We start from the raw sequence: 22,683 nt of genomic DNA, 5'->3' as shown, positions 1-22,683 counted from the left end.
ATGATGAACCAGTCCGTTACAGAAAAGAAGCAGCTGATGATGCCCAGAAATTTCATAAAGGTTTTGATCTTTTCCCTCATTTTGCTCGGCTTATGCACAGCGGCTTCTCTTATGTTCGGGTCCCGTACGGTTGGATGGAAGGAACTCATGGACGGACTGTTTCATCCTGACGTACAGTCCCACGGAGCAAATGTTGTCCGCCAGAGAATAGCACGGACGGTATTCAGCCTTATGTGCGGCGCGGCCCTTGGCATCTCAGGCGCCCTCATGCAGTCTGTCACGCGCAATCCGATTGCAGATCCGAGCATACTGGGAGTAAACACAGGGGCGGCACTCTTTGTCGTCTGCGGCATGACCTTTTTAAATATCAGTACGGCAGGCCACTATATCTGGCTTGCACTTGCTGGGGCAATCATAACGGCCATTTTTGTATTCGGAATCGGTTCAATGGGGAGTGGCGGAGCCACGCCCCTTAAACTCGTTTTAGCGGGTGCGGCCACAAGTGCAGCCTTATCATCGCTTGTGATGGCCATCATGATTCCCCGTTCAAGCGTCATGGACCAATTCCGTTACTGGCAGGTAGGGAGTGTCGGGGCAGGGAACTGGGATTCTATCTCTCTATTTGTTCCGTTTCTTCTCACCGGTGTTCTTATTGCCGTTTTGTCGGCCCCTGCACTGAATGCACTTGCTTTAGGCGATGAAGCTGCGTCAGGTTTAGGCGTTCGCACAGGCACGCTCAGGCTGTTTGCTGCATTTGGCGGCGTTCTGCTGTGCGGTGCAGCAACCGCGCTCGCAGGTCCAATCGGCTTTATCGGTTTACTTTCCACTCACGTCATACGGCTCGTCATCGGTCCTGATTTGCGGTATGTGATTCCGATGTCAGCTCTTTCAGGAGCCATTATTTTAACGGTATCTGATGTGTGCGGAAGACTTGCCGGAAGACCCGGCGAGCTTGAAGTCGGCGTAGTGACAGCCTTTATCGGGGCTCCCATCTTAATCCTACTAACTATGAAAGCGAAAATGCGTGCCTTATGATGAACGAAACGATCAACCTTATTATGACAGGCAGAAAAAAGAGACGGCTCCGGTTTATCCTCGTGACTTCCCTTCTGGCAGTCATTGCGCTTGCTCTTTGCTGCGCCATGCTGATGCTCGGGAATACGATTTATCCCGTTCAGGATGTCATACGTGTCCTAATGGGAGAAAAAGTACAAGGAGCCACGTTCACAGTAGGCACACTGCGCTTCCCGAGGATGGTTGCAGGCTTATTTGCAGGTTTTGCTTTCGGCGTTGCTGGAGCAGTCTTCCAAACCATGCTGCGAAACCCTTTAGCGAATCCGAATGTCATCGGAATCACTGCCGGCTCAAGTGCAGCCGCCGTTTTTTGCATCGTTGTCCTTCACGCGAGCAATACCGTCGTTTCCATTGCTTCAATCTTTGGCGGCCTTGCAGCAGTATTCGTTATTTTCCTTTTATCAAAAGGCTCCTCTTTTTCAATCGGCCGGCTGATCTTGATCGGCATCGGTATTCAGGCCATGCTTGACGCTGTGATTTCCTATCTGCTCCTGATCGGCCGGGAGAATGATCTTCCTGCTGCGATGAGATGGCTGAGCGGAAGTCTCAACGGTGCAAAGATGGAGACACTCTATCCTCTGATTATCGCTGTTTTGGTGTTCACTCCCGTCCTTGTAGGACTCGGAAAACGTCTGGACATGCTGGAGCTTGGGGAAGAGGCAGCGTCCTCTCTCGGAGTAAATACGGATCAAACACGACTGGTCCTGATTATCAGCTCTGTTCTGATCATTGCGCTTGCCACCGCTGCAACAGGACCAATCGCCTTTGTCGCATTCCTTTCCGGACCAATCGCAAAAAGACTGACGGGTGCCGGATTTTCGCCAATTATTCCCGCAGGTCTTACCGGCATCATCCTGGTGCTGGCATCGGACCTTGTTGGACAGTTTGCCTTTACTGCCAGGTACCCAGTCGGTGTCATCACAGGCATTCTTGGGGCGCCGTACTTGATTTACCTGCTGATCCGAATGAACCGGAAAGGAGATTTATAATGAAACCGGCACTTACCTTTAAATCCGAACAAATCACTGCTGGATACGAGAACAACCTCATCCTTCATGATGTCAGTCTCTCCATTCCAAGCAATAAAATCAGCATCATGATCGGAGCAAACGGCTGCGGGAAATCCACCCTGCTCAAAACAATGGCCAGGCTCATAAAACCCGCTTCAGGACAAGTCACCCTTAACGGGAAACCCATCAGCAAAATCCCACCTAAACAGCTTGCAAAAGTGCTTGGGCTACTGCCTCAATCCCCGATTGTACCAGAGGGGATAACTGTTGCAGACCTGGTAGGACGCGGAAGGTACCCTCATCAGACGTTTCTGAAAGGCTGGACAAAAAAGGACTATGAAGCCGTCGCCGAAGCCATGGAAATCATGAACATCACGGAATTTGCAGACCGCAGCATCGACGAGCTTTCAGGCGGCCAAAGACAGCGTGTCTGGATAGCCATGGCTCTCGCACAGCAAACAGACATCCTGTTTCTCGATGAACCGACAACCTATCTGGATATCACCTATCAGATCGAAATTCTTGATTTGCTGACAGACCTGAACCGCAAGCACGGCACGACCATCGTCATGGTTCTCCATGATATCAATCTGTCCGCCCGCTATGCCGACCACATCTTTGCGCTTCAACAAGGACGGCTTGTAGCGGAAGGCGCACCGTCAGAGGTCATCACAAGCACGTTGATTAAAGACATTTTTGGTCTCAACTGCACGGTTATACCGGACCCTGTCTCTGGATCTCCTTCCGTTGTCCCGATTGGACGGCATCATGTGAAGAGGGAGTGCAGTGTTTACTGACGGCATTTTAGAAATGAAAAGGGATCAGCTGAACAAAAAAAGGAAGGAAACCGTTAATTACGGGTTTTCTTCCTTTTTTCAACCGCTAAAACGATGAATCCTAAAAATCTACGTGAACAATATCAGGTTCTCTTCCTTGTTTTGTCAGGGTGACTACAGCTTCATAATCGCTTTTCCTGTCATTGTCATTCCAATCCAATGCCTTGTCATTTCTTCTCATTACATGATCTTCCAAAACAAAAAAGCCACAACCATTTTACTGTGACCCTGATTTCTTTTCATTCTTTCCGGCGAAATATGCTGCACACAAAAGGAATAGCATTCCCATCCCCCAGCCCGCTATCGGTGAATACTTAAACAAATCCTTTGCCGCCATTCCGCCCGTAATAGATGCTGTAAAAAGCATAATAAACATAACTGTATAGTTTTTCTTCATTGATCCGCTCACCTCTTTACCATAATTATACTAGTAACAGCGGAATAGCCCAACCTGAAAACCAGAACAATTTAAAGTTTCAGCAACTTGAATATGTGAAACTTTCACCGCACAGAAACGTATTTCCAGTACAACCATCGAAGCAATAAGTTTCGGAAGGGCAGGGAGCACCGTAACTAGACATATTAAGACGTGTGCATGATCCTAAGCCAGCCATAGGTTAATAATTGTTCTAAATAAGGAGAAGACACTATGAATGCTCCATCTAATTCCCAAAAAGACGGAAGAGCAAAGCGCGCTCTATCACTTGATCTTGCAAGAGGTGCTATGCTGCTGCTGATTGCACTTGCTCATGCCCCGCTATACTTGTACACCTCTGAACCCGGAATCATGCAAAGAGTTGAGGCTGTCAATTCCTTTGATCAAATTGTGAATCTCATCGGCCTTTTCCTGATTGATAACCGCGCAAGGGCGATGTTTGCCGTTTTGCTTGGCTATGGATTTGTTTTGGCATATGAAAGTCAGCTCTCTAGAGGAAAAACAGAAAAAGCTGCCATTAAGACGATACGGCGCCGTTCCTGGTATTTGATTTTATTCGGTGTTTTCCTGGCCGTCATCATTGGAGGACAGGATATCCTTATGGCCTATGGGATAGCCGGACTTATCGTCTGCGGGCTTTTGAAACGCAAAATAAAAACTTTAATCAGAACCTTTGTTTTTATTACATTGTTTTACGCGGCGACAGTACCGATCGCATGGGGCTTTAATATGCAGGAAATCGGTAGCTATGGTTTCCCCCCTGAGGTTTCAGCCGCAGATACCTACCTTGACACTGCTTTTGCTGCGCTGCTTTCATTTCCGATTACTCCTTTATTGATATATATCATGTTCCCGATTCTTCCGTCCGTTCTGCTTGGCATGTGGATGGCGAAATATCGCTTGTTAACAGAACCGGAGCAGCGGCTAAAAACACTCTATGTCATGACCTTTGCAGGATTATCTGTCTCGCTGGCAGGCGCTCTCCCATTATCTCTTTTAGGAACTGTCTGGCAGCCTGGATTCTTTACAGCCGGTATCATGAACGGATTGCACATTTTAACAGGAATTGCCGGAGGACTCGCTTATGCCTCGCTATTTGGAATCATCGGGGCAAAATTAGTCGTTCCGGGACGATTCACCTTTTCATTAGCGGCTCTGGGAAAACGTTCCTTAACCTTCTATATTTGGAATGAAGCGATGCTTGTCCTTCTTTTATCGCCAGCAGCACTTGATTTGGGAGGAAAGGTAAGTAACGGAATGGCTGCTGTGATTGCTGTTTTAGTCTGGCTTTTTTCAGTCCTGCTGGCCAATATCTTGGAGAAACAGAATCTTAACGGTCCTATGGAGGTTTTGTTAAGCAGACTGGTGTATAAAAAATAAGCAGAAAAAACCACACGGAGGCAATTGAAGCCCGGTGGTTTTTGTTTTTTACTGCTGACTTTTACTTCCCGCCGAGCTCCGCATACGTCTTCCTGCTAAATTCCTTATACGGCGAATCCGGCATTCCCTCAAACCGCTCCACCGCTGTACTTGCCGCCGCTAAAGCTTTTGCTGAATCCCCCAGCTTCTTATAGCACATGGCTTTGTACGTATCCCTCAAGTAAAACTGGGACAAATCAAACGGGTGGTGATGATAAGGCGGAACTTCCGCCAGATCCAAATAGCGGATGGCTTCTTCATATTCCCCGAGGCCATGCAGGGCTTTCCCCTTTTGGAGGAAGAACCATTCTTTGAATTTCAGGCCAGTTTCTGCCTTCTCCAAGTACGGATTGATCAGATCAAGCGCCGCCCTGTAATCATGCTTGACCAAAATGAAAGATTCAATTTGAAACAGCTGATAGCTGAGCCAGGAGCCTTCATCTTCCGAGAATTCAGCGTACTGCTTCAATTTCATGATGTAGTAGGTATACAGCTCTGTATCCTCAGCCATCAGGGCCGAAGCAGCTGCCATCCGGTACAAATCATCAATCAGGTAATACATTTTATTTTCTTTTGAAAAGGCGATCGCCTCATTCATCACGCGTTTTGCAGACATGGTATCGCCGACTGCAAAGTGCATGATGGCTTCATGATAATCGAGATCAAGCCTTGTGATCGGGTCAATATAGGCAAACCTTTTTTCGATTTCTTTCCGCTCAAAAAGCAGCACCTCCAGCGCCTTTTCGTAATGGTGCCCTATAAAATGGACAATGCTCCGGAACAGACCCGTGCTCGCCCTCTTTTGTGTCAAATTCATCTGTTCATAAAGCGCGGTCGCTTTGTCAATTGAACCCTTCCACTCTTTTTTCTCGCTGCACATGCTGCGGCCGTACAGTTCCAGCAGCCTTGCCGCTTCATAGCCCTGATTGAGTTTATGGACATGAGGCTCAATTAGCTGAATAAGTTTCTCATACTTATCGCCCGGATCTTCCTTGTTCGCGCTGTATATTCTCTCTGCCTCATCAAGCACCTCTCTCAGCTCAACCACATTCACTTCATTCACAAGCTGTGACACATCCACCTCAAGCCGCTTCGCGATATAGGCCAGGCTCTCCATGGACGGATTCGCTTTATTGTTCTCGATCAGGCTGAGCATCCCTTTAGTAAGTTCGGATCCCGCAAGCTCTGCAAGTGTCAGTTTTTTCTGCTTCCGCAGCTTTCGTATTCGTTCGCCAATCATGGTTAACACCCCAATTTTTCTAATTAGTTTAATTTTATTAAACTTTTGCTTGAAATGGAAGAGCAGAGTGCGGTATAATTTGTTTAATTAAATTAAACTTTTGATACTTGGAGGGTTTTTAATGGATGAAATAAGAAAATTAAAAATGGCGACCTACCATTTGTTCACCTTCACCATCAGCAAGCTCATCTCAACGTTCGGCGCACAGGTGTATGCCTTTGCCATCAGCTTCCACATCCTGCAGATTACGGGATCGGCCACAAGCTTCGCCGCAAACCTGCTTTGCAACATTCTGCCCCGGACGCTGATTTCACCATTTGCAGGATATATAGCAGACAAATATTCAAGGAAAAAAATCGTCATCCTCGCACAGATCTCAACCACCCTTGCTATCAGCGGACTTCTTTTCGTAAGCCTGACACACGGACTTTCATTGACCGCCATCTACATTACAACTTGCATCCTTGCCATCGCATCCACTTTTTCTTCCGTCACGTTCTCGTCCTCCATCACCGGCTTAGTCGACGAAGCACGCATCCAGCGGGCCATGTCACTCAACCAGATCGCCATGTCCTTCGCCGCCATCGGCAGCCCGGCAGCAGGAGGATTGTTATATGGAGCCGTTTCAATGGAGACTTTTCTGATCATCTACATCGCCGCTTCCATCGCAGCCGTACTTCTTGAATCCACCATGAATTTCACCCTTTTTGCAAAGCGCAAAACCGAAGGAAAGCCAAAAGAAACCATGTGGCAAAGCATGAAAGCAGGCGTAAGTTATTTGAAAACTAAGCAGGTGCTCATGACTATGATCTGGCTCTGTCTCATCGTCAATTTCCTGTTTGGCGCCTTTGAGGTAGGCTACTCCTACGTCCTAATTGAGAAACTAAACCTGGCATCACAGCATTTCGGATTCACCCAGGGAGCCTTCGCCGCCGGCATGCTTGTCCTATCAATTTACTTTTCAGTCCGAAAAGAAGTCAAGTATCCGTTTCTCGTCTCAAAGCGCGGTATCTTTGCCATTGGCTTCATCCTCGGAGCCACATCGCTGCCGCTAATGATTGATTTGTCCTACTGGACCATCTTCACCTTTTATATGATTCTCATGTTCAGCTTCGGCGCCATGATCATCATCATCAACACACCTATTCAGGTCATGATGCAGAAAATGATCGAAGACGACTACAAAGGCCGCGTTTTTTCCCTGATCGAAACGATGGCCATGGCCCTCATGCCGCTCGGAATGATCCTATTCGGATTCCTATACGACGCCGTACCGGGCCAGTACATCCTGCTTGCCTCAGCAGCAATCCTGCTCGGAGTGGTTGTCACCCTGGCAAGACCGAGCGTTGTAAAGAAGGTGCATCCGGAGCTCGGCGAGGAAAAGAGAGTGCTGTCTGAAGCAGGGACAGCTGTGTAAAAAACAGGGACCTGACCCTCAGCGCATTAAAGCGCCGGGGGTCAGGTCTTTTTATCTATAAAGTGGAAAAATTTGTCCTTATTTGTCCTTAATATGAAACTATCCTTTAGAAAATAATGTATAATAATAGATGGAAGATATAAAAATAGTAAATTATACCCAAAATGACAGCAGCGGGTGATTGCATGTTTAAATTTATGAAAAGCGAAAAGGGAGTTACCTTAATTGAACTGATCAGTTCGATAGCCATTCTATCGATTATTTTGGTAAGCTTTATGTATTTTTTTATTAACTCTGCTCAGTATAACGGGGTTTCAGCGGATAAGATGAATGCTGCCAATATTGCGAGGGAAGTACAGAAGGATTTTAAAGAAGATCCGGACAAAAATCTGGCATTGAAGAACCTCATTGCCTATTCCAGAACATCAGCCGCGACAACCATTTCAAAATCCAGCTACCCCGATTTGCATGTAACGCAGGACATTCAGGATAACAGCGGCCTTTTGACATTAACCACGACGAATCAAACCTTCACTGTGGTCGTCACCGTCGATACAACGGGTGACCCCAACGTAGATCTGTCCCTGTCCGAACTGCACGTCCAGGTTAAAAAGGACGCAAAGCTAGTATCAGAAACGTATACGTACTTCGAAAACTAAAAGCGAGGAAACAGGATGCGCACACACCTCCAAAAAAATGACGGGTTTACCCTTATTGAACTTCTTGCCGTACTGGTCATTCTTTCGATTGTCGGCACTCTCGTATCAAGTGTTTTGCTAAACGGGATCAACTACTCGAAAAAATCGGAAGAGCAGGTATCCATCCAGCAGGAAATGAATCTTTTTTTAACAACCATCACCAAATCACACGAGACTTTGACATCATATGAGCTTGTTGCTGACCATAATCCTGCCGCAAACACCATAAAGCTTATAGGAAAGGACGCGTCCGGGAAAATTGTCCGAACCGCAGAACTATCTAATGAGAACTATGTCTATTCCCTGTACAATTACCAGGGAGGACGCGACGTTCCTCTTCCTGCTTCAACAACCATTCAAACATCAAAGCCCTTCTACATACACATCATCATTACCAGCAAAAAGCAGCCGAATCAAACTTATGAGATAAAAACCATTATTTCCAGGCTATAGGGAGGGAATACACGTGCCGAATCTAAAGAATGAACGGGGGATGACCCTCGTTGCTGTACTATTGATCATGACGATGTTTACTATTTTAGGTTTGGCCGTCATGGCCGCTTCCATCAATAACATGAAGCAGGTCAGCAAGTCTGAATTCGACGTCAAACAGACGGATATCGCTGAAATGGGAGTCGTCTATTATAAAACTCAGCTCAAGGAGTTTCTAAGCCAGCACCTTCTTGATACAGCTGCACAGAACACGCTCATGAACAGCCTGTTTTCTGCAACAGCAACTAAAGATCAGCTGATTCAGAGCTTTAAAGCTCAGTTTCCAACTACGTTAAACAGCCTTTATAAAGCTGATCCTTCTCTGTACTCGGCAAACGGGTACCTTCCGGATAAAACAGTTGGTTCAAATAACTCCTTTAAGATTAAAATCAACTCCAGTGGGATCATACAGGTTACATGCAAATCGAACGTTCCGACAAGTTCACAGTGTTTCGAGATCCGTTTTACGAGTGAGGGCTATCACAATCAAAAGCAAAAGCCTGAAAAAACTTTAGATGCAGTGTATTCCTTTTCCTATTCAGTTAACACCGGCAGCATAAGCATTTCCACTGCGCCGACATCTGCACCCCTGTACAAAAGCATTTTGGACAGCATTCCCGGCAAAAATTTGAGGCAGTGCACCACGGCTGATTTTGGAAGGAACAACACGACGGCAACCTGCACAACAAACCTGCCGCCTGCAGGCATTCCAAAGATGAATGGAATCTCCAATTCATTTATTGTGTTCAACAACGGGGCCAATTTTCAGCATCTGTCTCATGCTGTGTCCCGTTCCACACTGGTCATTTACAGTACAGACAGCAATAACCCAACCACAATCGGGAAGTTTAATCCAAACGGTTTTACTTATTCACAGATTGTGATTGTCGGCAACGCCAGATTGGATGATCAAATCATGAAGCCCGTCAATTCAAGCATCTACATAACCGGTGATGCAGACCTCAAAGATTTTTCTTTCAAAAACCGTGATAACCTCACGAAAGTTTGTGTAGATGGGACCATCACTCCGTCTAGCAAGGCAGCTTACGAAGGAGTTTATTCAAAGAAATCAAATCCCTCAGCCTACCAGAACAGCTGCATGGGAGGCTCGAACACAGGCGGAACGGCATTCCTGAACATTAACGGTACGATCATTAACCCTCTATTAGAAGAAAAACCTGTGGTGATTTATAACCCAAAAACGGACTAGCCTCAAACCGGCAAGTCCGTTTTTTCATGTACGTCTTTTATTTATAATTATTGATCGGCCCAGCATCCATCACAACCTCAACCATATTGTCAGCGCCCATTCTAAGCATTGGTCTGTACTCTGAGTTTGGTAAGCTGTACAGCTCAAGCGGGCTGATAATCACGCCGTCCGGGGTATTATGGAGAATTCCAGGCACGCACGTATAAATCCGGTCGTTGTCATTGGCATTCTTGGCGGAAATCGTAACGGAGGTTCCGCTGTGGTTATCGATGCTCATCGACACCTTGTATCTGTAAAAAGAACCTGTCCCATTGGACTGGGCAGAGTAAACGATAGGTACGACGGCAAGGATGTCGTTTGTCAGCCTTAATTTAATGACCTCTTTCTTTGTTGAAAAGCTGTTGCGCCCGACATCTCCCATGTGCTCCACGGCTCCGCCTGCGAACTTCTTGAGCGGAGGTACACCTGCAGCACCGAACATTGCCACATCGACTTGCCTGCCGTCCTTCGTGTAAACGAGCGCATAGATATCATAATCCGTTCCGGTCTTCCAGGACACCGTAGCCGTGATTTCCGGCGTCTTTTCAATCATAATCGACTTCTGGCCCTTGTCCAGATTGATCTTGCCCTTTACCTTCTCAAGAACGATTTTTTTCTCAGGAGCAGGCGGCGCCTTTACAGGTTCTTTAACGGGCGGAGCTTGAACAGCTTTTGGAGGCGCGGTTTGCTCCTCCGGCTCCACTTCCACACCGAAATTCCTGCATAGACCATCAAGGCCCGAAACAAAGCCGCGCCAGATGGACTTCGCCTTTGTCTGGCCATTTCGCACATACAGCTCCAGCACCACGATCCCATTTTCCTTTGAAAAACTTGAAGGTGTTAACTCGATCACCGTATCACCCGAGCGCACCTGTGCCTTTAAATTCCGCACATTCGCAAACCCTGTGTGGTTGTCTTCTGTCAGCGTAATGGCAATCTTGCTGATTCCGGCAGGAGCTTTGCTCAAATCAAACTGAAGGTTATGTATGACCGTATTCCCTGCATTCTCAGACGGCAGCAGCGTCGCAACACCGGCAGGGCCATTTGGCTGATTGTAAAAGATAATCCCGCTGTCTCCCTGCACTTTATCTGTATCTGTTAACAGAAAGGCTGTTAACGAAATGTCGATTGTATTTGACCGGTCAAAACTCACTGTTACATATCCTTTTGGAGAGCTTAATACCGTATTCCCGCCCATTTGAAGCATTGCGTTCATTTGTGACCACCCCTTGTTTCTATTCATCTATCATCACCGCAGAAAAAGTCTTCTGCGTACAGCTTGCTTGTCTATTATTTCACTGTAAATTATACCATTTTATTGAAATGATGCGGGTGAAAATGACTAGATCACAAAAAAGAACTGCCGTGCAGCAGCCTCTCAATGAATTCCTATTAAACTATTGAACTATGTAAGGAGCGATTCCACCAAACAATTACCAAACGTTTTATACCGTTCGCAAAGCGCTTCTGTGTTATCATAATTAAATTGTTTATTGCGCAAGTTCACCTATGAAGGAAGGTCATTATGAACACTACAGAACTGACTAATCGCCACTGGCTGCTTATTTTAACACTATCTTTATTAACATTTGTCCTCGGAACAAGCGAATTTGTCATCGTCGGAATTCTGACAGACATTTCCTCGAGTCTCGGAATTACAAATTCAAAGGCAGGCACTCTTGTGTCCGCCTTTGCAATCACGTTTGCCATTGCCACACCTATCGTCATGTCAACAACAAGCCATTTTTCAAAGCGAAAATGGATGCTGTTTTTAATCGGAGCGTTCATCATTCTGAATGCTTTGTGCATCATTTCATCAAACTACCTCCTGCTCCTTGGGCTCCGCATGCTGACGGCCATTGTAACAGGGGTCCTGATCTCGCTTGCTATGATGGTTGCCAGTGAAACGATGCCGGCAGCAAAACGCAGCCTTGCCATCTCCTTTGTGTTTGGCGGGTTTACCCTTGCGAACGTAGTCGGCGTTCCTCTTGGTACGCTTGTCGCTGGCTGGTTCAACTGGAATGCAACGTTTATGCTGACGACGCTTCTCGGGGGAATCGCCTTTTTAGCGGCATTCTTCGTCTTACCTGACCTGCAGAAGCAAGCCCGAAGCTCGATGCGTGACCAATTCTCATTATTGACGCACCCGAGAATTCTAATGGCATTTTTCATTCCGTCTCTTGGATTTGGAGCAACATATGTTGTCTTCACGTATCTCGTCCCAATCCTGAAGGAGATGGAAGCACCGGGCGGCTCCATCAGCCTGATCCTGTTCGGCTACGGATTCATCTCGATTTTCAGCAACATACTCGCCGGCAAAATCGCGAGCCGCAACGCCATTGGACGACTCAGATTTGTCTTTCTCATCCAGGCCCTTGTCCTGATCAACCTCTACTGGACAACCAATCAGTTCACGCTCGGTTTGATTAACATCGGCCTCATGTCCCTGATGGCCATCTTGTTAACCACATCCACTCAGCTTTACCTGATCGACCTTGCCGGCATCTACCAGCCAAAAGCAACAGGCCTTGCAGCATCCCTCATGCCTGTCGCAAGCAACGTCGGCATCGCATTTGGCTCCGCACTGGGCGGAATCGTTTATCATCAAGGAGAGTTGATGAATGTAACGTGGGTAGGAGGAATTGTTGCCGTCGCCGCAAGTCTGCTGACTTTCCTGAGCTATCGTTTGGACCAGAAGCAGAAACAGGTAGTAAGGGAAGAGCTGCGAACTGGTTGAAGGATTATAAATTTAAAAGAAGTACCATGAACATTGAGTGTTCTTTGGTACTTCTTTTTAGTTGATTCCCTGCATATACTTGCTAAGCTGACAAGTTGTTCCTTTCAATTACCCGTCTATACTCTGTTTGAATTTATACCGTGCGAAGCAACAGGACGGTTCTTTTCCATGGGTCCAATTAAAGAAAAGCACGAGAACCGCCCTTGACTTTTCGTAAATCCCCCCAAAAAAAGACCTTTAATTCAGGTCCTTTTTATGTAAACTCATTTCCAATCCTTTTTAAACCAATCCCCTAGTAATTGAGCCTTTCCTCTATCTCCATTGTTGGAAAGTAATCCCCATATTCATTTGTTTCTTTCTCACTGCGATTCATGCTAACGGTGCCCACATTTATAAAAGTAACAGTGAGAGTTTCCCAGCCGGTATAGAATAAGAGCTCATCCGATAAATTAGCATAACTGGATACTGCCACATCTTCTGGAGAGCCTATATCATATCCTGATATGTCAGCTATTGCCTTTATCTCTCCATTTTCAAAAGAAAATTCGCCACCCAAGTGGTTATCGACAATTTCTTTTATTCCATCTTCATTTATTTCTCCCCCTGGTATCTCCAGTTCATCCAATAGCTCATCTTCCTCTTTAGACTCAGCCTCAGCTTGTAGTTTCGCCTCTTGTTCCGCTGCTTCTGCTTTGGCTTTCGCTTCTGCTTCGGCTTTGGCTTTCGCTTCTGCTTCGGCTTTTGCTTTCGCTTCTGCTTCAGCCTCTGCTTTGGCTTTTGCTTCTTCTTGTTCTTTAAACCAAGGTGCAGCTTCATCTACTTGGTGCTCTAAGCTTTCAATCTTCTCTTCCAAGACTTTCTCTGCTTTAGTTTTCTCACCAAGCTGTTCTTCCAAACCGGTTATTTTCGCACCAGCAATATTCAATTGTTCCTGAGAAGGTCCAATGAATGATCCAACAGTAAGCGCAATTATTACGGTTATTACGTATGTCCATCTCTTTTTCAAAAACTTAAATATGATATTCAAAATTTTATCCCCTTACCTTTAGTCATTTATACAAATCCCATTCATTTTACCAGAATCATAGTTAAAAAGGACTACCTTTACGACATATCTCGAGATGAACAGATAAATTATTTAATAGATCACAGACTACCCTTGCAGTAGAACGTTTTTTACGATTCACTTATCTAAAAAATTGAAATATTGAATTTTTTTAAAAGGTGTTATACAATCTCACAAACAGTGAATGAGGATGTGGGGAATGAAAACGTTAGAAAGATTTAGTCAGTTTGTATCAATTACCTTTGCTTATTGGGTCATTTTGTTTGCGGTCGTAGCTTTTATACTTCCGGCAGGATTCACGTGGATTGTTCCGTTTATTACCCCGCTGCTCGGAATCATTATGTTTGGTATGGGTTTGACTTTGTCAGCAAGCGATTTTAAAGGCGTAGCAAAACGGCCATTTGAGGTTATGGCAGTTGTAGTGGCACAGTTCTTAATCATGCCGCTGCTTGCTTTTGTTTTGGCAAAAGGGCTGCAATTGCCTCCAGAAGTAGCTGTGGGTGTGATTCTTGTAGGCTGTTGTCCTGGCGGAACGTCCTCTAACGTCATGACCTTCCTGGCTAAAGGTGATGTTCCCTTATCAGTATCGGCTACAGCAATAACAACAGTACTCGCACCAATCGTGACACCTGCACTCATTCTATTGTTCGCGAGCGAATGGATTGAAGTCAGCCCCGTCTCCCTATTTATCTCGATCGTGAATGTCGTCATCATCCCAATAGCTTTTGGACTGCTAGTAAAACGGTTCTTCAACAGACAGGCCGAAGCGAGCGTGAAAGTATTGCCCCTGGTCTCAGCTGTAGCTATTATAGCCATCGTAGCAGCTGTCGTATCCAACAGTCAGGAACAGATTGCACAGACCGGACTCGCAATCTTCGGTGTCGTGGTGCTGCATAATTTACTTGGCTATCTACTCGGATTCACCTTCGCTAAACTTCTTCGAATGGATCTGTCCAAGGTTAAAACCACTTCCATTGAAGTGGGCATGCAAAACTCTGGTTTAGGTGCTCAGCTTGCAACCGCTCACTTCTCCCCGCTGGCAGCTGTACCAAGCGCGATCTTTAGTGTCTGGCATAATATTTCAGGTTCCATTTTGGCTAATATCTTAGCGAGGATGGGAAATGTTGAGGAAGAGGGAGTTCCTAAGCAGGAGGTATCGTTATGAAATCAGCCATTCTCCTATTGGAGGATGGTAGTTCCTTTAAAATCAGTTCCCTGTCATCTCAAATAAAATGCTACAATATATTCCATATAACCCCAAAGAGGTGGCACTGATTTGATCATATACGAAGCAACAAAGACTGAATTCATATCGGATGTGACGAACGAGCTTATCATTGAACGTCTTCATGAGTCATACCAAAAGAAGATTTGGCCGGGAAGCAACGGGACGGTTCTCGTGCTTCCTTACTTTTTTATAATACGGTGATCTTGCGGTATATAGAGAAAAAAGGATTGGATACCGATAAAATGTACGGCAAACATGCCAATTTGGAATAGATGTGATAACCTCTTAGGCAGAGATAACTTTTTGTCTCTGCCTTATTTTCTTTACTGGGAGTGAATCGTTATGGCTTCAATAAAAGGAAAAGCAGCATTAATTACAGGAGCAGGAAGAGGCATTGGGCGATCCACTGCCATCGCTTTGGCTAAAGAAGGCGTAAACCTCGGGCTGCTGGGACTGAACCCGGACAACCTTGAAAAAGTGAAAACCGAATTACAGGAATACGATATCAAGGTTTCAATCGCATCTGGTGACGTTGCTGACCTTGAATCCGTCACACAGGCTGTCGAGCACATCAAATCCGAACTTGGATCCATCGACATTCTCATCAACAATGCAGGAATTGCTCAATTCGGCGGTTTTCTAGAGTTATCACCCGAAGAATGGGAAAAAATAATACGTGTAAATGTAATGGGCGTCTACAATGTCACACGGGCTGTTCTCCCTGAAATGATCGAAAGAAAAACAGGCGATATCGTGAATATCTCATCCTCTGCCGGTCAAAAAGGAGCACCTGTCACCAGCGCCTACAGCGCGTCAAAATTCGCAGTATTAGGGTTGACTGAATCCTTAATGCTGGAAGTACGCAAACACAATATCCGTGTGACAGCACTAACTCCAAGCACAGTAGCCACTGATTTAGCCTATGATGCCAACCTGATCAATGGAGATCCGGAAAGGGTCATGCATCCAGAGGATCTGGCTGAACTCCTTGTTTCCGGATTAAAACTAAACCGCAGAGTATTCGTAAAAACAGCAGGGTTATGGTCGACGAATCCATAAAATAGGTATATTAAATAAAGGATAGATGAACAGAGTATTTCTGTTTTGATCTATCCTTTATCTATTTATCCTTCTATCATGCCAATGTCACCCTTGAACTGAAACAGCATACACAGCCTTTACGGATCTGTATCAATTCTGTTATTGATTTTCTTACTAAAAGACACGGCGCTTCATTCACTGTGATTCTTATAGTCCCCCGTCTATACCCCTGTTGAATTTATAGCTGTTGAAATGCAGGATTTGCACGTTGACTTTCACCTCTGTGAGAGATTCCTGATCAAGATAAAAGGTGTGGTTTTCCTTTAATCTTTGAAACTGCTTCGGGTGCTTTCTGTACCATTTCCCTCCTGCATTCAGGATATCAAGCTCGTTTTCCACCCCTTCATAGTAGATGGATTCAACCTTTGCTTTGATATCTTCTTCTACCTGCCTTTTCAATGAATTCAATGTGAGGTTCTTTTGTATTTTTTCCAGGAGATCCGCACTGACGGAAATTTCTATGGAAAACTTCGGTTTTTCTGCCGTTTCATCATACTTGATTTTCATCTTCGGCTCCCCGAGCTTGACTGCAGCTGCAAGCTTTCCCTCTTTTTCGGCCCTCTGATTCATAGAAATTCCCTTTTCTGTCAGCCAATTAATGATGACCGCATGCTCCAAAGGAATGTCTTCCTTATAAGCCTGGTGCTGAAAAGTAGAAAATCCATCGAGATACAAGACCGGATAGTCCTGATTGGCCTTCCAGCTGCTTTTATCAATTTTTACAGTCGGGATTTTTGCCGTTCCCATCGGTTCATAATAGTCCCGCAGGAATTTCATCATGGTAATTGCTTTTAATTCATTTTCTGCCATCTGATTGATCTTCGCCTTAAAAAGAACGGTGTAAATAGCAGGATAGTTGAAAAGTGCCGGTATATTGAAGACATCCTCAATTTTTTCCTCTGTTGAGAATACTTTCATGGTCGGCCGCAGGGAACGGTTTCTTCCGACTTCCTCCAGTACTTCACTGGCCTTGCTTTGTATGAGACGGTTCGTTAACAGCAGCGTATTCACATGGCCGAAGTATAAGGGCGGTTCGGATTTCCCGTAGAGCTTGCTTACGGCCATATTCAGGGTTTCTCCTCTTGCCTTGGCGATAAAGATCGGTATTGGATCAACCGATTTTGCGCCTTCCTGCTTGGCAACATTGGCAAAATTTAGCCCCTGAAGGTAAACGACATACTCTTCCTCTGCCTCATCAAAGTCCATCCCGATTGCCACAATATAGGTTAAATCCTGGATATTCTTTATCCCTGAACACCCTGTAAGAAATAGGACACAGCTTAGTATGAGTATTTTAACCTTGCCCATTATGACTGGTCTCCCCTTGTGGAATCGTTTGGGCTAGTGGAGGAGGTTCGTGATTTATAAAATTGGATGGGAGCCCTAAGGAATGACTTGATGCCCTCTTTTAAACTGATAGGAGCCAGCGAACCGAAGTATGGCGTGCCAAAGGATGTCAGGGTAGAAAAATAAAAGACCGTTAGAATAAACCCTAACACTACACCGAACAATCCCAGGAAGGTACTAAGAAAGATGGCGCCGAATCTGATGATGGTGATGGCAGAACTAAGCGATTGATTCACCAGTGTAAAAGAGGAAATATAGGTGATGGCCGCAACGACAAGCATAGTCGGCGAGGTCAGGCCTGCCCTGATTGCAGCATCCCCCACAATCAAGCCCCCAAGAACAGCAACCGTCTGTCCGATTGCGCGCGGCAGACGCACTCCTGCTTCATTGAACAGTTCAAACAGAAAAAGAATGACAAACATTTCAATGGGTGCCGATAAAGGCAGGCCGAACCGTGAGACAGAGATGGTTGCCACAAGAAGATAGGGGATCTGCTCAATGTTAAAGGCAGAGAATGCAATCCAGATGCTCGGCAAAAAGCCGGATACCGTAATGCCAATCACTCTGATGATTCTCTCCAATGACACATAAGCATAGTTGATATACGTGTCTTCAGGAGATTTCGTCTGCAGCAGCAAATTAATCGGCGCATAGGAGACTGTAGGATTCCCATCGACTAAAAGGGCAAATCTGCCCTGGTTCATGGACTGTACAATAAAGTCCGGCCTCCCCGTATAGTCCATAGTAGGAAAGACGGAATAAGGAGTATCCCGTATGGCGGATTCTAATTCATAAATACTTGTTAAAAGATCAAGTTCAACCCCATTCAATCGTTTACGAACTTCTTCGAGAACGTTTGGATCAATGACATCACCCAGGTACATGAGGGCCACTTTTGTATTGCTTCTTTTTCCGATTGTAAACTTCTCAAGGCAAAGGGAAGTTGTATTAAGCCGTCTTCTGATCAGGGAGATGTTTGTTCTGATATCTTCTACAAATCCATCCTTTGGCCCTCTGATGGATGTTTCCAACGACGATTCCTCAGGCAGCCGTTTCGGGAAATCCCCTGCTTGAATGCTTAAAAACCTCTCTTTACTAAGAAACAGCACGTTGCCTTCAAAAAGCAGCTGAGACAGCTCTTCTGCCGACTGACAGGTAACATCCTCCGCCTGAAATCGTGCCTTGATTGTCTTCTCTACCGTTCCTTCATGAACTCCTCCAAGCTTCGGCAGAATCGATTGATTCATAAAATGGCTGTCAATTAAGGTATCCAGATAAATGAGATCAAAGCTGCCGATATCCGTTTCGTGCTGCTTCCAGACAAGATCCTGACTTTTCGAGAATTTTCCCTTAAGCCCCGCTGCTTTCTGTGCCACGCTTTCCTCACCCTGAGGAGTCGATCCTAGTATCATTGCCATGCTTTTCATCCCTTTTTTTGATTACGAATATGAGTAGAGCTGATAGTAGTATTTGGATAAAAAAGAATGCCATGCATGCCGGCAAAAAGTAATGAAAAATGACTTGAGAAAAGGTATAGGTGTCCACATCAATCATGATTGCGGCAAATAAGAGCAGATACATGATGATAACAAGCTTGGCATTCAGCCTGTAATGGTGTTTTTTCTTTGCAAAAAAAGCACCAAGCAAATACATGAACAAGCCTATCCGGATCACAGCTCCGCTCAGCCACTGATACAAAGCAAAAAAATCAAGATGGGAAATGTATTCCCCAATTTTCAGAATACGCCACTGTTCATAGGCCGGATAGCGGAAGTTGACCGCTTCTGTTGGCCCGAATTCCATAATGGAGGCGGTAAGAGGACCGAGAATCAAGCCAATCAATATGACAAGCAGCAAAAACAGCTGGCCAAACTTGATCCGTGCCTGGGAGTATGGCTGCAGGAGGATGACAAGATAGATTTCAAGCAAACCTGAAAGTGTGTAAATTCCTCCTTTTATCACAGGCTCATAGCCATCTGCAAGTAAAGGAAACAAAAGCTGCGGGTCCTTTACGCTCGTGTTTGTAATGGCTATGAAAATCCCAAAAAGCATCACAAGCGGCAGTAGGAAGCCGCTTGATATCGCCATCGTCCTTATTCCAGCCCAAGTAACCGCACAACAGACTATAATGAGCATGATATTGATCGTAACTATAGATGCATCCGCGAGAAAATAGGCGTTCAGCCATATGACAAGATCTTTAAACGTTAAATACGAACTGCAAAACAAAAAAAGAACGACCGGAAGCGATAAAATGGCGGAGAATACCTTGCCAAACCGGTTTTGAACCATGCTGAAAAAACCTTCATCCGGACAATTTTTAACAATGTAGTAAATAAGCCACAAAAAAAACAAGGCTACCGGACAGCACAAAAGAACACTCAACCAGCTGTCCCTTCCTGAAGCCGTAAGCAAATTCGGGATGAGGATCACGTGATTAAGAAGGCCAGTGGATAAAATCAGGAGCGTAAACAGCTGTCTCGGTATAAGGATTTTCGTTAGACTTTGCATAGGCATCTCCATATGTACATATTTACCTTTTTATGGTTGCCGGAGGGGTGGTTTATTATGTAAAAAAGAAGGACCAAGAACGTTGGGATGTTCTTGGTTCTTCTTTTATCATCGCTAAAATCATACATAAATGTCTTGTTTTAATTGGTTATAAAACCATAAGATGTCCTTACACCATACTGATTAGAAAACATATGCTAAACCTAAAAATGACAATAGGAGGGAAATGCTCACCGTGTATGTAACAAACAGCCTTCCATTTTTTCATGGATATTATGCTCCCATCGGGACAGGTCATGCAAATCTTTATAGACAAATCGAAAATTACGGTGCTAAAGGAGCACTAAATGCAGCAACGCTGTCTTTTCCTCAAATGCTGACTTACGCACTTCAGGATGAATATCTGGCTCAAGCAAGATACAACAATATTCTAGGAACATTTGGATATATCCCTACATTTGCCCGAATCAAAGAAGCAGAACTGAGACACATAAGCGCATTACTTCCACTCTTTGAACGCTATCAAGTACCTTTACCTGAAGACACATCACAGTCATTCGTGACAACTTCCCCAAACATTAAAGCAGCCTATGCAGCTGGCGTTCAAGGGGAAATCGACAATATCGGCATGTACAACAGATTCTTGACGTTCAATATCCCAAATGATGCAAGACTGGTTTTTACTCAATTGCGGGATGCTTCAATTAATCATTTGGCTGCTTTTGAGAGAGGGGTTGGGAGGGGTTAAGGAGGCCAAGCAATTACCTTGGGTGCTTTTCCAAAATAACGGGAAGGCATCTTTTTTGCGTTGAAAAAACTTTTTTATGGTGGCCGAAGGGGTTAATATTATGTAAGAAACTCGTTGCTAAGGGGAGATAATGAATGTAATGTGGGTAAGGACTCTTTGCAAGTCTTTTGACTTTCCTGAGTTGGGTTGTGAGAAGTGCTAAGGTAGACACAATATAAAAGACGTACCAAGAACAGCGGGGTGTTCTTTAGTACGTTTTTTTAATAAAGATAAATTTATTTATCATACAGTTTACCGTACCAACGGTATATCAGCGAAAGAAAATAGGTTAATATTTTCTATGAATTAAAAATTAAATCTAAATCTATATATATGTAGAATGAAACACCATTTCTTAACATAAAGGTGTGAATATCATTTATTTTATTAATGTTATCCTTAGTGCTATCATTGTTCTTATTAAACATTATAGGTAACGGAACAATAATTACTCGACCATCACGTCCTTTTAACTTGCATTCAGAATTGTAAATGTCTATTGGGAGTCTTTTCCCTTTTTCACAAAGTAAAATTTTATAGACCATTTTTTGCAAATTCTCACTGTATTTCCTCCTTCCTCCATTTGTAAAAAGATAATTTAAATCTGATATTTCCCAATAATTATGTGTAAAATGTGCCCAATTACTTTTTACATAATTAAATGCCTCATCACTCCAAAAACAGGAAGATCCACGACGATTAAATCCATGGGTATATGTACCCTGAATACCTTCATAGAAAAACATTTCCCATATTGCCACTTCATTTGTCCAATTATTCTGTCTAATAATTTGGTCTGTAAAGTGAGAAAATAATTTAAATACTGTACTCGGTTTCCCTTTATCCCTTAAATCATCCCATTTGTAGCTTGGGTTCACAATTACTCTAGGCCATTTAGATTCAAACATTCCAATCTTGGCTACATTATTTGATTTAAAGATTAATACTGCATCAGCCCCAAACTTTTGTTCAAAGTTTGGGGGCAACGTTTGGGCAACTGTATAAGCTAATTTTGGAAACCAAGGGCCAAACGGATATGTAATATGGGTGGTAAGTCGAGAAACATAGTCTCTTTCTGACACTAATAATTTCTCAGTCAAATCGTTTCTACAGTTTTGGTCAATATTTGAAATAAGCTCCGAAATTAAATAAGCTAATTTTGCTCCTAACAATTAAAATCATCCTTTAACACATTCATTACCTTTATCTTTAACCTCATAAATAAAAGGTTAAAGATAAAGGTAAGAATATAGAAGATAAATCCAACTTAAATTTGCCATACTTCCGTGCTAATTTTTAATAATGTTAATCTCCATTGTACATTCTGGCTTATAAGGCTCTCCGTGATATTTGTAAGTGCGGTTTTTTAATATATTTTTAAAGCGCATTCTTTTCTAACAAAACTTATTTGCCTTTCTTCTATATAAGATAAAAATAGTAAGTCTATTGTAATACCTAAATCTAAGCTATAAAAATAGGTTTTTAATTCTTTTTTGATTTTAGAAATTTCTTCTAAAGAGATTACTTCATTGTTATATGTTAGTAGTAAATCTAAATCATTTGGAGATTTATTATTTTTAGCTGAACCAAAAAGAAAAATTCTCATTTGTTCATTTTCTATTAAAAAAAGTAGTTTATTATTTTTTTTAATCTCTTTCTGGAGGCATGTAATCCAAAAATGCTCTACCATGGTAATATACAGCTCCCATTAATTCAGAGTATGTAAATACAGCTACTCCATGTTCTTTAGCTAAATTCTTTGCATCACATGTATATTGATTCCAAAGACTAAGTACTAGAATAGTATCAATAGTTGGATTATCCCTAATTATTTCAAATGTATCTCCTTCTCCTAAAACATATGCGTCTACAACATAAATCATCAAATTTTCATGTGGCGCTTTCCTAATAACTTTTAAAATTTGATGATTAATATAATCTACATCTTCTACAGTTGGTTTTATTAATAGTCTCTCAACTAATTGTCTTACACCTTGAGGTAGTGGATTTATAACTCTTTCTCCATACTCCATTT

At 43.8% G+C, this 22,683-nt stretch carries 22 protein-coding genes and 2 pseudogenes; 14 read left to right on the top strand and 10 right to left on the bottom strand.

Translation table 11 applies throughout. The annotated features are described in order from the left end of the window. Genes AZ46_RS13530 through AZ46_RS13520 form a run of 3 tightly spaced genes read left to right on the top strand, consistent with a single transcriptional unit; the run spans position 1 to position 2,881 of the window. A complete protein-coding gene (locus AZ46_RS13530; RefSeq protein WP_029283021.1) occupies positions 1 to 1,035 on the top strand; it encodes a FecCD family ABC transporter permease in 1,035 nt (344 codons plus the stop codon). After that, positions 1,032 to 2,063 (top strand): FecCD family ABC transporter permease, encoded by a 1,032-nt coding sequence (locus AZ46_RS13525; RefSeq protein ID WP_029283019.1) that lies wholly within the window; start codon positions 1,032 to 1,034, stop codon positions 2,061 to 2,063. The genes AZ46_RS13530 and AZ46_RS13525 overlap by 4 nt, the downstream gene beginning before the upstream one ends. Beyond that, complete coding sequence (locus AZ46_RS13520) at positions 2,063 to 2,881, top strand: ABC transporter ATP-binding protein (protein WP_029283017.1); 819 nt, start codon at positions 2,063 to 2,065, stop codon at positions 2,879 to 2,881. Before AZ46_RS13525 ends, AZ46_RS13520 begins: the two co-directional genes overlap by 1 nt. 256 nt (positions 2,882 to 3,137) lie before the next feature. Here AZ46_RS13520 and AZ46_RS13515 read toward each other — a convergent pair whose 3' ends face one another. After that, on the bottom strand, positions 3,138 to 3,317 hold the full coding sequence (locus AZ46_RS13515; protein ID WP_029283015.1) for a hypothetical protein: 180 nt from the start codon (positions 3,315 to 3,317) through the stop codon (positions 3,138 to 3,140). Between the two features lie 252 nt (positions 3,318 to 3,569). Between AZ46_RS13515 and AZ46_RS13510 the strand changes: the two genes are divergently transcribed. Then, positions 3,570 to 4,736, top strand: coding sequence for a DUF418 domain-containing protein (locus AZ46_RS13510; RefSeq protein WP_029283013.1), 1,167 nt, complete (start codon positions 3,570 to 3,572; stop codon positions 4,734 to 4,736). Positions 4,737 to 4,797: 61 nt separating this feature from the next. Here AZ46_RS13510 and AZ46_RS13505 read toward each other — a convergent pair whose 3' ends face one another. Further along, the gene (locus AZ46_RS13505; protein ID WP_029283011.1) at positions 4,798 to 6,015 is read right to left on the bottom strand and encodes a helix-turn-helix domain-containing protein; all 1,218 of its coding nucleotides are present in this window, start codon (positions 6,013 to 6,015) and stop codon (positions 4,798 to 4,800) included. 121 nt (positions 6,016 to 6,136) lie between these two features. Here AZ46_RS13505 and AZ46_RS13500 point away from each other — a divergent pair, with 121 nt between their 5' ends. The 4 genes from AZ46_RS13500 to AZ46_RS13485 all read left to right on the top strand — a co-directional run bounded on the left by AZ46_RS13500 (position 6,137) and on the right by AZ46_RS13485 (position 9,832). Next, complete coding sequence (locus AZ46_RS13500; RefSeq protein WP_029283009.1) at positions 6,137 to 7,432, top strand: MFS transporter; 1,296 nt, start codon at positions 6,137 to 6,139, stop codon at positions 7,430 to 7,432. A gap of 185 nt (positions 7,433 to 7,617) precedes the next feature. Next, positions 7,618 to 8,091 carry a prepilin-type N-terminal cleavage/methylation domain-containing protein gene (locus AZ46_RS13495; protein WP_029283007.1) on the top strand — a complete coding sequence of 158 codons (474 nt, stop codon included), beginning with the start codon at positions 7,618 to 7,620 and terminating at the stop codon, positions 8,089 to 8,091. 15 nt (positions 8,092 to 8,106) lie between these two features. Further along, on the top strand, positions 8,107 to 8,583 hold the full coding sequence (locus AZ46_RS21005) for a PulJ/GspJ family protein (RefSeq protein WP_051865541.1): 477 nt from the start codon (positions 8,107 to 8,109) through the stop codon (positions 8,581 to 8,583). Between the two features lie 13 nt (positions 8,584 to 8,596). Beyond that, positions 8,597 to 9,832 (top strand): pilus assembly PilX N-terminal domain-containing protein, encoded by a 1,236-nt coding sequence (locus AZ46_RS13485; RefSeq protein WP_029283003.1) that lies wholly within the window; start codon positions 8,597 to 8,599, stop codon positions 9,830 to 9,832. Positions 9,833 to 9,869: 37 nt separating this feature from the next. Here AZ46_RS13485 and AZ46_RS13480 read toward each other — a convergent pair whose 3' ends face one another. Next, the gene (locus tag AZ46_RS13480) at positions 9,870 to 11,087 is read right to left on the bottom strand and encodes a TerD family protein (protein WP_029283001.1); all 1,218 of its coding nucleotides are present in this window, start codon (positions 11,085 to 11,087) and stop codon (positions 9,870 to 9,872) included. 309 nt (positions 11,088 to 11,396) lie between these two features. On the opposite strand from AZ46_RS13480, the gene AZ46_RS13475 reads away from it, so the two are divergent. Further along, complete coding sequence (locus AZ46_RS13475; RefSeq protein ID WP_029282999.1) at positions 11,397 to 12,608, top strand: MFS transporter; 1,212 nt, start codon at positions 11,397 to 11,399, stop codon at positions 12,606 to 12,608. Between the two features lie 292 nt (positions 12,609 to 12,900). On the opposite strand, the gene AZ46_RS22260 is transcribed toward AZ46_RS13475, so the two are convergent. Beyond that, positions 12,901 to 13,635 (bottom strand): hypothetical protein, encoded by a 735-nt coding sequence (locus AZ46_RS22260; protein WP_051865538.1) that lies wholly within the window; start codon positions 13,633 to 13,635, stop codon positions 12,901 to 12,903. Positions 13,636 to 13,873: 238 nt separating this feature from the next. On the opposite strand from AZ46_RS22260, the gene AZ46_RS13460 reads away from it, so the two are divergent. The 4 genes and pseudogenes from AZ46_RS13460 (at position 13,874) to AZ46_RS13455 (ending at position 15,961) form a co-directional block, all read left to right on the top strand. Next, positions 13,874 to 14,839 (top strand): bile acid:sodium symporter family protein, encoded by a 966-nt coding sequence (locus AZ46_RS13460; protein ID WP_029282995.1) that lies wholly within the window; start codon positions 13,874 to 13,876, stop codon positions 14,837 to 14,839. Positions 14,840 to 14,950: 111 nt separating this feature from the next. Continuing rightward, on the top strand, positions 14,951 to 15,103 hold the full coding sequence (locus tag AZ46_RS22080; RefSeq protein ID WP_162472516.1) for a hypothetical protein: 153 nt from the start codon (positions 14,951 to 14,953) through the stop codon (positions 15,101 to 15,103). After that, positions 15,082 to 15,174 (top strand): annotated as a pseudogene (locus tag AZ46_RS22355) (6-phospho-3-hexuloisomerase); the annotation flags it as partial. The gene AZ46_RS22080 and the pseudogene AZ46_RS22355, both read left to right, overlap by 22 nt. A gap of 70 nt (positions 15,175 to 15,244) precedes the next feature. Continuing rightward, positions 15,245 to 15,961: a 3-ketoacyl-ACP reductase gene (locus AZ46_RS13455; RefSeq protein ID WP_029282993.1), complete on the top strand. Its 717-nt coding sequence runs from the start codon at positions 15,245 to 15,247 to the stop codon at positions 15,959 to 15,961. 189 nt (positions 15,962 to 16,150) lie between these two features. Here AZ46_RS13455 and AZ46_RS13450 read toward each other — a convergent pair whose 3' ends face one another. The 3 genes from AZ46_RS13450 to AZ46_RS13440 are packed head-to-tail and all read right to left on the bottom strand — an operon-like array spanning position 16,151 to position 19,861. After that, on the bottom strand, positions 16,151 to 17,311 hold the full coding sequence (locus tag AZ46_RS13450) for a Ger(x)C family spore germination protein (RefSeq protein ID WP_029282991.1): 1,161 nt from the start codon (positions 17,309 to 17,311) through the stop codon (positions 16,151 to 16,153). Next, the gene (locus tag AZ46_RS13445; RefSeq protein WP_035319377.1) at positions 17,311 to 18,768 is read right to left on the bottom strand and encodes a spore germination protein; all 1,458 of its coding nucleotides are present in this window, start codon (positions 18,766 to 18,768) and stop codon (positions 17,311 to 17,313) included. Before AZ46_RS13445 ends, AZ46_RS13450 begins: the two co-directional genes overlap by 1 nt. Continuing rightward, a complete protein-coding gene (locus tag AZ46_RS13440; RefSeq protein WP_029282988.1) occupies positions 18,734 to 19,861 on the bottom strand; it encodes a GerAB/ArcD/ProY family transporter in 1,128 nt (375 codons plus the stop codon). The genes AZ46_RS13445 and AZ46_RS13440 overlap by 35 nt, the downstream gene beginning before the upstream one ends. A 310-nt stretch (positions 19,862 to 20,171) precedes the next feature. Here AZ46_RS13440 and AZ46_RS13435 point away from each other — a divergent pair. Next, positions 20,172 to 20,609: pseudogene (locus tag AZ46_RS13435) on the top strand (ferritin-like domain-containing protein); the annotation flags it as partial. A gap of 338 nt (positions 20,610 to 20,947) precedes the next feature. On the opposite strand, the gene AZ46_RS13430 reads toward AZ46_RS13435, so the two are convergent. The 3 genes from AZ46_RS13430 to AZ46_RS20995 all read right to left on the bottom strand — a co-directional run bounded on the left by AZ46_RS13430 (position 20,948) and on the right by AZ46_RS20995 (position 22,681). After that, a complete protein-coding gene (locus tag AZ46_RS13430) occupies positions 20,948 to 21,820 on the bottom strand; it encodes a hypothetical protein (RefSeq protein ID WP_029282984.1) in 873 nt (290 codons plus the stop codon). Positions 21,821 to 22,014: 194 nt separating this feature from the next. Beyond that, positions 22,015 to 22,338, bottom strand: a complete 324-nt coding sequence (locus AZ46_RS13425; RefSeq protein ID WP_029282982.1) for a hypothetical protein — start codon at positions 22,336 to 22,338, stop codon at positions 22,015 to 22,017. Then, the gene (locus AZ46_RS20995) at positions 22,295 to 22,681 is read right to left on the bottom strand and encodes a hypothetical protein (protein WP_051827350.1); all 387 of its coding nucleotides are present in this window, start codon (positions 22,679 to 22,681) and stop codon (positions 22,295 to 22,297) included. The genes AZ46_RS13425 and AZ46_RS20995 overlap by 44 nt, the downstream gene beginning before the upstream one ends. Positions 22,682 to 22,683: the final 2 nt, after the last annotated feature.

The sequence above is a fragment of the Metabacillus indicus LMG 22858 genome, from assembly GCF_000708755.2.
GTDB classification, from domain to species: domain Bacteria; phylum Bacillota; class Bacilli; order Bacillales; family Bacillaceae; genus Bacillus_P; species Bacillus_P indicus.
Note: the sequence above shows the minus strand (reverse complement) of the source record. Positions and strands in the feature narration are given on the sequence as shown.